This window comes from Nitrososphaera sp. (genome assembly GCF_013388945.1).
GTDB lineage: Archaea > Thermoproteota > Nitrososphaeria > Nitrososphaerales > Nitrososphaeraceae > Nitrososphaera.
On the sequence record NZ_JACAEH010000026.1, the window covers coordinates 1 to 7,114 of the forward strand.

Consider the following 7,114-nt stretch of genomic DNA (forward strand, 5'->3'; position numbering starts at 1 on the left):
ACTCTATCCCGACCATGAGGCAGATGCCCCTCACGTCGAAGACGCCGCCCTTGCCGACGAGCTCCTGCAGCCCCTTCTTCAGCCTGCCGCCCATCGAGGTCGCGTTGTCAAGCAGCCTGTCGCGCCTTATCACGTCGATCATAGTTGCTCCCACTGCCAGGTCTATCCTGCTACCGCCTCCCCAGGTGCTTGAAAGCACGCCCTGCTGGCCTGGGTCAAGGTCGGCCCGGAATGCGGTTGCGCCCACCTGCAGCGCCTTTGCGGTGCTCATTATGTCAGGCGTCACGCCATAGTGCTCAAAAGCCCACCACTTGCCCGTCCGGCCCATGCCTGACTGGACCTCGTCAAGTATCAGGGGCACTCCGTGCGCGTCTGCCTGCATCCTCAGGTTCTGCACGAACTTGCGGCTTGCCACGTTGTAGCCTCCCTCACCCTGTATCACCTCGCTTATGATGAACGCGACCTTGTTCTTCTCAAGCACCTTGCCTATAGCGTCGATGTCAGGGTCCGTATCTTCTCTGCAGAACTTTATCCTGAGCACCGGCAGCTCTGGAAAGCCGGCCTTTTGCACGGGCTTGCTGAAGGTAAACGAAAGCGCGCCAAGCGTCCGTCCGTGGAACGCACCGATGCACGAAACGCCCGGCAGGATAGGTAACCCCTGGCTCATCCTTTTCCTGTACGCGATTTTTATCGCGTTTTCAACGGCCTCTGCTCCAGAGTTTATGAAAAACGACCGGAAGCCGGCCGGCAGGATTGACAGGAACTTTTCTGAAAGCTCCGCGTGCTCGCGGCAGTAAAAGTCCTGGCCCGCTATCTTGTGCGCGCCGTTCTGGGCCATGCCGGCGAGCGTGTGCATGACGTCGTGGTGGCCGTATCCAAGCGGGCAGGCCCCGATGTTTGAGGTAAAGTCCAAGAACTGGTTGCCGTCCGAGTCGCGGATTACGCAGCCCAGCCCGCCGTCGATTACAAGCGGGTACGTGAAAGTCGAGTCGTAGCAGTTTTTCTTCACGGCGCTGATTATTTCTGCAGCCTTTGGACCTGGAAGGTCGCCTGAAACTTTGGCAAATCCCACGCCGGTATTTGTCGCGTGTGTCTATTAAGCGTGCTAGCTCCGGCAGCCGCGCTTACTCCAGGACCAGGTTGAAGTTCATGGTGTTGTTGTTTCTCAGGACGGTGACCCTCATGCTGTCTCCTGCCTGCTTTCCTTCAAGGGCTGCCTGCACATCTTCCTCGTTGTTAACCGCTCTGTCGTCTATCGCAATAACTACATCCCAGCTTACCGGCACCTGCTGCCCGCCCCTCAGCTCGACCCTGACTGCCTGCAAGCCGGCCCTGTCTGCCGGGCTGCCGGGGGCGACTTCTGTTATAAGCAGGCCTCTTGCCTCCTGCATCCCAAGAATCTCGGCTATTTCCGGGTTTACCGGAACCACATCTATTCCCACCGCCGGCGGAAGCTGGACGGGGTTGCCACTCACGTATACAAACGAGTACCCCACAACGCCAAACAGTATCGCAAATGAAACGGCGGTGCTTGCGGCGGTGTGCACGCCACTAGCTTGGCTTTAGAGAATAACTACTTTTTGGTCATAGCGTTCCGTATTTTGGGAGCATGCCCCTGCACACTTTGCAGCCAAACATGGCGACCTTGCGCCCCTCGGAAACGCTTTTCATGTCGCCTATTATCAGCCGCCCTTCCGCCTCTGCCTTTTTCATATTTGCCATGTCGCTTTCCTGTATCCCGTAGATGACCGGGATTATGCCAACGACCCTGTTGCAGTTTTCGCAGAACCCCTCTGACACCCGCCGGGGGTGTTCCTCGTGGTATTTCCGGTGCAGGCGCGCCGCCTCTTCCCGGGTCAGCCCAAACTTTTCTTCAAGGCGGTAGGTTATGCGGTAGAATATCGGGTCGCCCTCGTCGTACTCGTTTCCTTTGAGGTACGACGCGTGCAGGTCGTCAAGTGCCTTTCTTACTTCCTGCTCGGGGTCCAAGCGGGTCACTGTGCTTGCCTGCGCACGCCTGCGTCGTAGGTTTCCACCAGCCGCTCGTAGTGGTCGCGTGTCCTGCCAAGCGAGGACAGTTTTGCCGCCTCTACCTGCGCAAGCTCTTGTCCCACCTGGTCGGCCTTTGCCCGGAGCATCATGTCAGCCATCACAAACAGCCTGAAGTTCTCCTTTGTCAGGTGCTGCGAGACATGGTCCGTGTAGGCCTGGATGTCTGCCACAAGCTTCTCGGGCTTGCCTGACTGCAGGTATTCCTTGGCAGACTGCTCCATCTTTTCGGCAAGCTGCCGGGTCATCTCGTGCTCAAAGAGCATCCTTGCAATGGGGCCGCCCTCGCGTGGCATGCCGCCCTTTTCAAGCGCCGGGAAGAGCGAGTCTTCCTCCTTGCCGTGGTGGCAGACGTTTGTAAAGTTCTTGGTAAAGTCGATTGCCTGCTCCAGAAAGGGCGCAGGGATGGACCTGCCGGCCTTCAGGAGGTCGGCAGTCACGTTGAGCGCCCGCATCATCTTTTCGATCAGAAAGTGGTCGTTGCGCAGCGATTCAGTCGACATGCAGGTTTTTGTGCAAAATCCGGAATAATAACATTGGCACCGATAGGCTTATCCACTTCAAAGTGCAGATAATCCCATGCTGTTTCTAGTCCAGGACGCCGTGAGGCTCGAGTTTGTCGCGCCCGAAGTGGCAGTTGCGCAGATGAAGATGCTGCAGCAGACCTTTTCCACGTACAACGACCTGAAGGAACAGGGCAAGCTGAAATTCGCATACGCCTTTGCAGATTCGCCCGGAGGCATAATGGTACTCGACGTCGCGTCGAATGAAGAACTGCAGCAGGTGCTCTTTTTGCTCCCGTCGATGCCGCTGGTGCAGAGGACGGTCAGGCCGCTTACCGAAATGAAGTCGGCAGATGCAATCATTTCAGAGCTTGAAGGAATCGTCAGCTCGATGCCAAAGCCGGGCGAGAAAAAGCCCTAGGAAGGTATCCGGTTCTCTTTCAGGAACCTGAGGACTTTTCCCTCGATGACTGGCAGGTAGTTAGAGCCCACGTCAAACGAGAGCATCAGGTAGAACTTGTCATAGCTTCCAGACACCACCGGGATTGTTGCCCTGACAAGGTTGTCGAACTTGCCCACCACGTACTGCAGCCTGCCCACCTTGGAGTTGAGCCCGCCTGAAAGCGCGCCTGTCATGAATATCGCCTGGCTTGCGTACTTGGCAGTCTCCTCAGACGACGCAAGCGGCACAAGTCCCTTCCGGTAGACTGTTGCAAGGAGCGACCCCAAATGATCTACTAGACCGACAAAGCGTATCGAGCCGTCAAGCGCAAGTATCCTGCTGCAGAATTCGTTGTGTTCCAAGGTGTACAATGTGTTTTTCTCCGGCCATGTTAAGGTGTCGGATACGCTCCCTACCGGACCAGGAATACATACAGTATCCTTGGAATGGTGAGGTAGCTTATCACGGACAGAGTAGCTATGCCCGAGGCAACCGTTATCATCCTTGCATTCATGGGCTGTGTTTTGGAGGCATCGTATTTACATTGCAGGTATTCATTGCAGTGCAGTGCAATCACTGCCGCGACAGCATACGCGGTAAAACAGACGAAAAGGGCAGAAAATGCCTTATCTAGACCAGAAGGTCGCGCAGCATCCTAGCGTGACGCTCCTCGTCTATCTGGATCTTCCACAGCGTCGACGCATAAGCGCTGTTGTGGGCCCTGTTGGCCTCGGCTATCTTGTCCTCGATGTGTAGGAGAAAGTCCAGTTTTCGCTCGAGAAGCTCTTCGATGCTTGCGTATTCCCTATCGGACGTGTATTGGATTGATCTCTGCATCAATTCCACCGACAGCCGATACGGAGAGCATGTATTTAACGCCCAAGAATTTTTTGCAATGCACTGCAGACTTCCTTGCTATATAGTTTCATGGATGTTTTGGGCTCATGGAAGTAGAGACCAGGCTGCTGTGGATTTTTGTCACAATAGCCATGGTGCCAACTGCCTCCCTCTCGGCAGTATACGCACACTATTCCAAGGAGCTTGCAGACAGTGTTGGACTTGTGTATTCTCTTAGTGTTGAGGAGAGAAAAGATGTAACTGCCATGCATGATGACCTTGCCCAGATAGATTCCGACATCAGGTTGTACATAGAATCTCAAGACGCTGCAAGAAAGAGAATCCTGGCAGACAACATAATGCAAGCAAGCAAGTCATTCATTGCGAGAGTAGACGCCCACCAGAAGGAAGCCCAGGAAGACATGGAAATGCAAAGGGCGCTTGGCGCCGAACACTACAGCAGCGAGAAGCAATTTATTGATGGAATAAAATCAGAGTGGGACGACTATATCTTCAACATCAACACGATATTGGCAATGCAGCCTAGAGAAGATTATGTGCCCATAGCCCACTCGATACTGCGCGAAAATGTACCAATGAGCGACAGTATGCATCAGAACATCAACGGGCTTGACACAAACAGCGAGAAGACATTGCAACTTCTTGTTGAAAAATCAACAGATCAGTACAGAATGTCGCAATTCTATGGTACGCTGACCTCGGCATCCGCCGCCGCGACGGCGATCCTCATAAGCATCCTTGTGGTCAACAAGTACCACATCACATTCCAGGAAAAACACCCGAAAAATGTGCAAGCAGGTCAAGAATCAAATGTCCTATAAAATTGAGGCTTACCTAGAAACACCAAAGTACTGCTCACAGGTTAGGAATTCTGGCGATGAAGAGTCTAGACGGACCTGACCCAAGATGATGTATTTTGCACTCGGAGCCACATACACAATCTTAAAAAGCACTGTAATGCAATAAAGTCGCGTTTGCAATGAGTGAAGCCGCTTACGGATTGTAAGGAGAGGGATACGCTCGAAGACATCAAGACTTGCTGTAAGGATAGGGATTTTGATCGGCATCGAGGTCGTCCTCATCGCCGCAAGTTTCAGCTTCCTCGCTTACGTCGAGGGCCAGAACCTCCTCCTAGGAAACTCGATAAATATCGCGGGAAAGAACAGGTTCCTCTCGTCAGCCAGCCTTCTTGAGACCGAGAGGTACCTTGCAGGAAATGCAGAGAAGCAGGATGTCGATGCGGCTCTTGGAGACCTTGAACAGAACATACTGCTCCTGAGGGATGGCGGCGAGGCGGACGGCACAAGACTGAGCCCGCTCAGGCCGGAATTTGGCGACGACTGGCAGCAGGTGTACGACGACTGGCTGACCTACAAGGAATCTGTTGATGGCATAACTTCTGTACCGCCTGACACCGACGCATCGATGCAGCAAGTCGAATCGGCAGGCGCGGAACTGGTGGCATCTTCTGACGCGCTGGCAGGCGCGCTTGGCGAGTTTTCCCGCAGCGAATCGCAGAACCTTGTAACGCTGCAGATAGCGCTTGGCGCGCTCAATATCGCGGTCCACGTCTTTATGCTGTACCTGATACTGAAGATCCTCCGGCCCATAAGGTCGATAAGAGACGCCACCTCGGAGGTCAAGAAGGGCAACCTTGACGTAGAGGTTGAAAAGTCAGGCGACGACGAGCTGCGCGACCTTGCAGACTCTTTCAACTCGATGGTGCAGTCGCTCAGAGAATCGACGCACGAGCTCAAGGTGTCAAGGCAAAAGTACCAGGAGATGTACGACAAGGCGCCCGACCCCTACAGATCCATAAACGCCAACGGCACGATAATCGACTGCAACGAGGCCTACGTCAAGAGCCTGGGCTTTGCAAAAAAAGAGGACATCCTGGGGCACTCGATATTTGAGCACACGGCAGAGCAGAGCATGGACGACATGAAAAAGTCCTTCGAAGAGTGGAAGCGCACGGGCGCTGTCACAAACAGGCAGGTGTGGATGAAAAGAAAGGACGGGAGCGCCTTTCCGGTGTCGCTGAGCGCGACAAGCATTTACGACGAGCAGACAGGCGACCTGATAGGGAGCAACACGGTCATAATCGACGAGTCCGAGCAGTACAAAGCAAGAAAGATGCTCGAGCAGGCAAACGAGGAGCTGCGCAGCATAGACAAGATAAAGGACGAGTTCATCAACGTCGCCGCGCACGAGCTCCGCACGCCGGTCGTGCCAATCATCTTAAACGCGGAGGAGCTTGCAGAGGACCTCAAGGACGACAACAGGGTGAACGTGATACTGAGAAACGCCAGGAGGATAACGCGGCTTGCAAACGACATACTTGACGTGAGCAGGATAGAGAGCAACACGTTCAAGGTAAACAAGACCGCGGCCAACATGGTGACGATGATAGAGAGCGCAATCGAAGACGCAAGCGCAAGGATCCCCGAGGGCAGGCAGGTGAAAATAGTCCTGAAAAACAGGCTTGCAGCAGAGGACGAAAATGCCTTGGTGGACGCAGGAAGGATGGACCAGGTGCTTGCCAACCTGCTTGAAAACGCGGTCAACTTCACGGAAGCAGGCCAGATAACGGTGTCGGTTGAAAGGAAAGGCAGCGACTTGCACGTCAGCATCAGCGACACAGGCAAGGGTATAGATGCCGCAATCCAGGACAAGCTGTTCCAGAAATTTGTCACCAAGTCGGACAGGGCCAAGGGCACGGGCCTTGGGCTCTACCTGTCAAAGGCGATTGTCGAGGCGCACGGCGGCAGGATGTGGGCCGAGAACAACAAAAGCGGCAGGGGAGCCACGTTTTCGTTCACGCTGCCTACAGGCCCGGACGCGCGCTAGCAGGAGCGCAAGAGCAGGGATTGAAGATTCTAGGAACTTGTTCTGTATTCCCTGTGCAAGTTCCTTTTTAGACACCCGCGCAAATACGCTCCATGAGCAACGAGCTGGAGATCCTGTCAAACGACTTGGAGATATATCTCAGGGGTTTCCAGGACGCTCTTGGAAAAAAGGACGTGGCAGAAGCCATCAGGTATCTGAACGAGATGAAGAAGGAGGTCGAGGAAAACTTGGAGTTCCTGACGCACGTCTATGCGCCGGAAAAACCTTTGGAAAGCGACTCGCGCTGACGCTGCCAATCAATGCAGGTTATTTCTCCGGCTCTTTTGGAAACTGGATCATGAGCGTGGCGTCGTCCCTGTAGCAGTCGACGGAGTATGACGCTATCTGCATCCTTTTCAACGCATTGCTAAAGTAT

General features: G+C 54.2%; 10 protein-coding genes. 4 read left to right on the forward strand and 6 right to left on the reverse strand.

Translation table 11 applies throughout. The features are described 5' to 3' along the window. From HXY31_RS11460 to HXY31_RS11475, 4 genes are all read right to left on the reverse strand, one after another. Positions 1-1,072 (reverse strand): aminotransferase class III-fold pyridoxal phosphate-dependent enzyme (locus HXY31_RS11460; protein ID WP_292643117.1); only part of this gene is annotated, 1,072 nt, incomplete at its 3' end. Between the two features lie 52 nt (positions 1,073-1,124). After that, complete coding sequence (locus HXY31_RS11465; RefSeq protein ID WP_292643120.1) at positions 1,125-1,547, reverse strand: PDZ domain-containing protein; 423 nt, start codon at positions 1,545-1,547, stop codon at positions 1,125-1,127. A gap of 37 nt (positions 1,548-1,584) precedes the next feature. Continuing rightward, positions 1,585-1,998 (reverse strand): hypothetical protein, encoded by a 414-nt coding sequence (locus HXY31_RS11470; RefSeq protein ID WP_292643122.1) that lies wholly within the window; start codon positions 1,996-1,998, stop codon positions 1,585-1,587. Beyond that, complete coding sequence (locus HXY31_RS11475; RefSeq protein WP_292643124.1) at positions 1,995-2,552, reverse strand: hemerythrin domain-containing protein; 558 nt, start codon at positions 2,550-2,552, stop codon at positions 1,995-1,997. The genes HXY31_RS11470 and HXY31_RS11475 overlap by 4 nt, the downstream gene beginning before the upstream one ends. Before the next feature lie 76 nt (positions 2,553-2,628). Between HXY31_RS11475 and HXY31_RS11480 the strand changes: the two genes are divergently transcribed. Continuing rightward, complete coding sequence (locus HXY31_RS11480; RefSeq protein WP_292643126.1) at positions 2,629-2,973, forward strand: muconolactone Delta-isomerase; 345 nt, start codon at positions 2,629-2,631, stop codon at positions 2,971-2,973. Here HXY31_RS11480 and HXY31_RS11485 read toward each other — a convergent pair. Next, entirely contained in the window at positions 2,970-3,356 is a 387-nt protein-coding gene (locus HXY31_RS11485) for a hypothetical protein (protein ID WP_292643128.1), read from the reverse strand. The two genes, HXY31_RS11480 and HXY31_RS11485, sit on opposite strands and share 4 nt — an antisense overlap. Before the next feature lie 268 nt (positions 3,357-3,624). After that, positions 3,625-3,831, reverse strand: coding sequence for a hypothetical protein (locus HXY31_RS11490; protein ID WP_292643130.1), 207 nt, complete (start codon positions 3,829-3,831; stop codon positions 3,625-3,627). A gap of 107 nt (positions 3,832-3,938) precedes the next feature. Here HXY31_RS11490 and HXY31_RS11495 point away from each other — a divergent pair, with 107 nt between their 5' ends. The 3 genes from HXY31_RS11495 to HXY31_RS11505 all read left to right on the forward strand — a co-directional run bounded on the left by HXY31_RS11495 (position 3,939) and on the right by HXY31_RS11505 (position 6,986). Continuing rightward, a complete protein-coding gene (locus tag HXY31_RS11495) occupies positions 3,939-4,673 on the forward strand; it encodes a hypothetical protein (protein ID WP_292643131.1) in 735 nt (244 codons plus the stop codon). A gap of 235 nt (positions 4,674-4,908) precedes the next feature. Next, a complete protein-coding gene (locus tag HXY31_RS11500) occupies positions 4,909-6,699 on the forward strand; it encodes an ATP-binding protein (RefSeq protein ID WP_292643133.1) in 1,791 nt (596 codons plus the stop codon). A 92-nt stretch (positions 6,700-6,791) separates the two neighbouring features. Further along, the gene (locus HXY31_RS11505) at positions 6,792-6,986 is read left to right on the forward strand and encodes a hypothetical protein (protein WP_292643135.1); all 195 of its coding nucleotides are present in this window, start codon (positions 6,792-6,794) and stop codon (positions 6,984-6,986) included. The last annotated feature ends 128 nt before the right edge of the window (positions 6,987-7,114 follow it).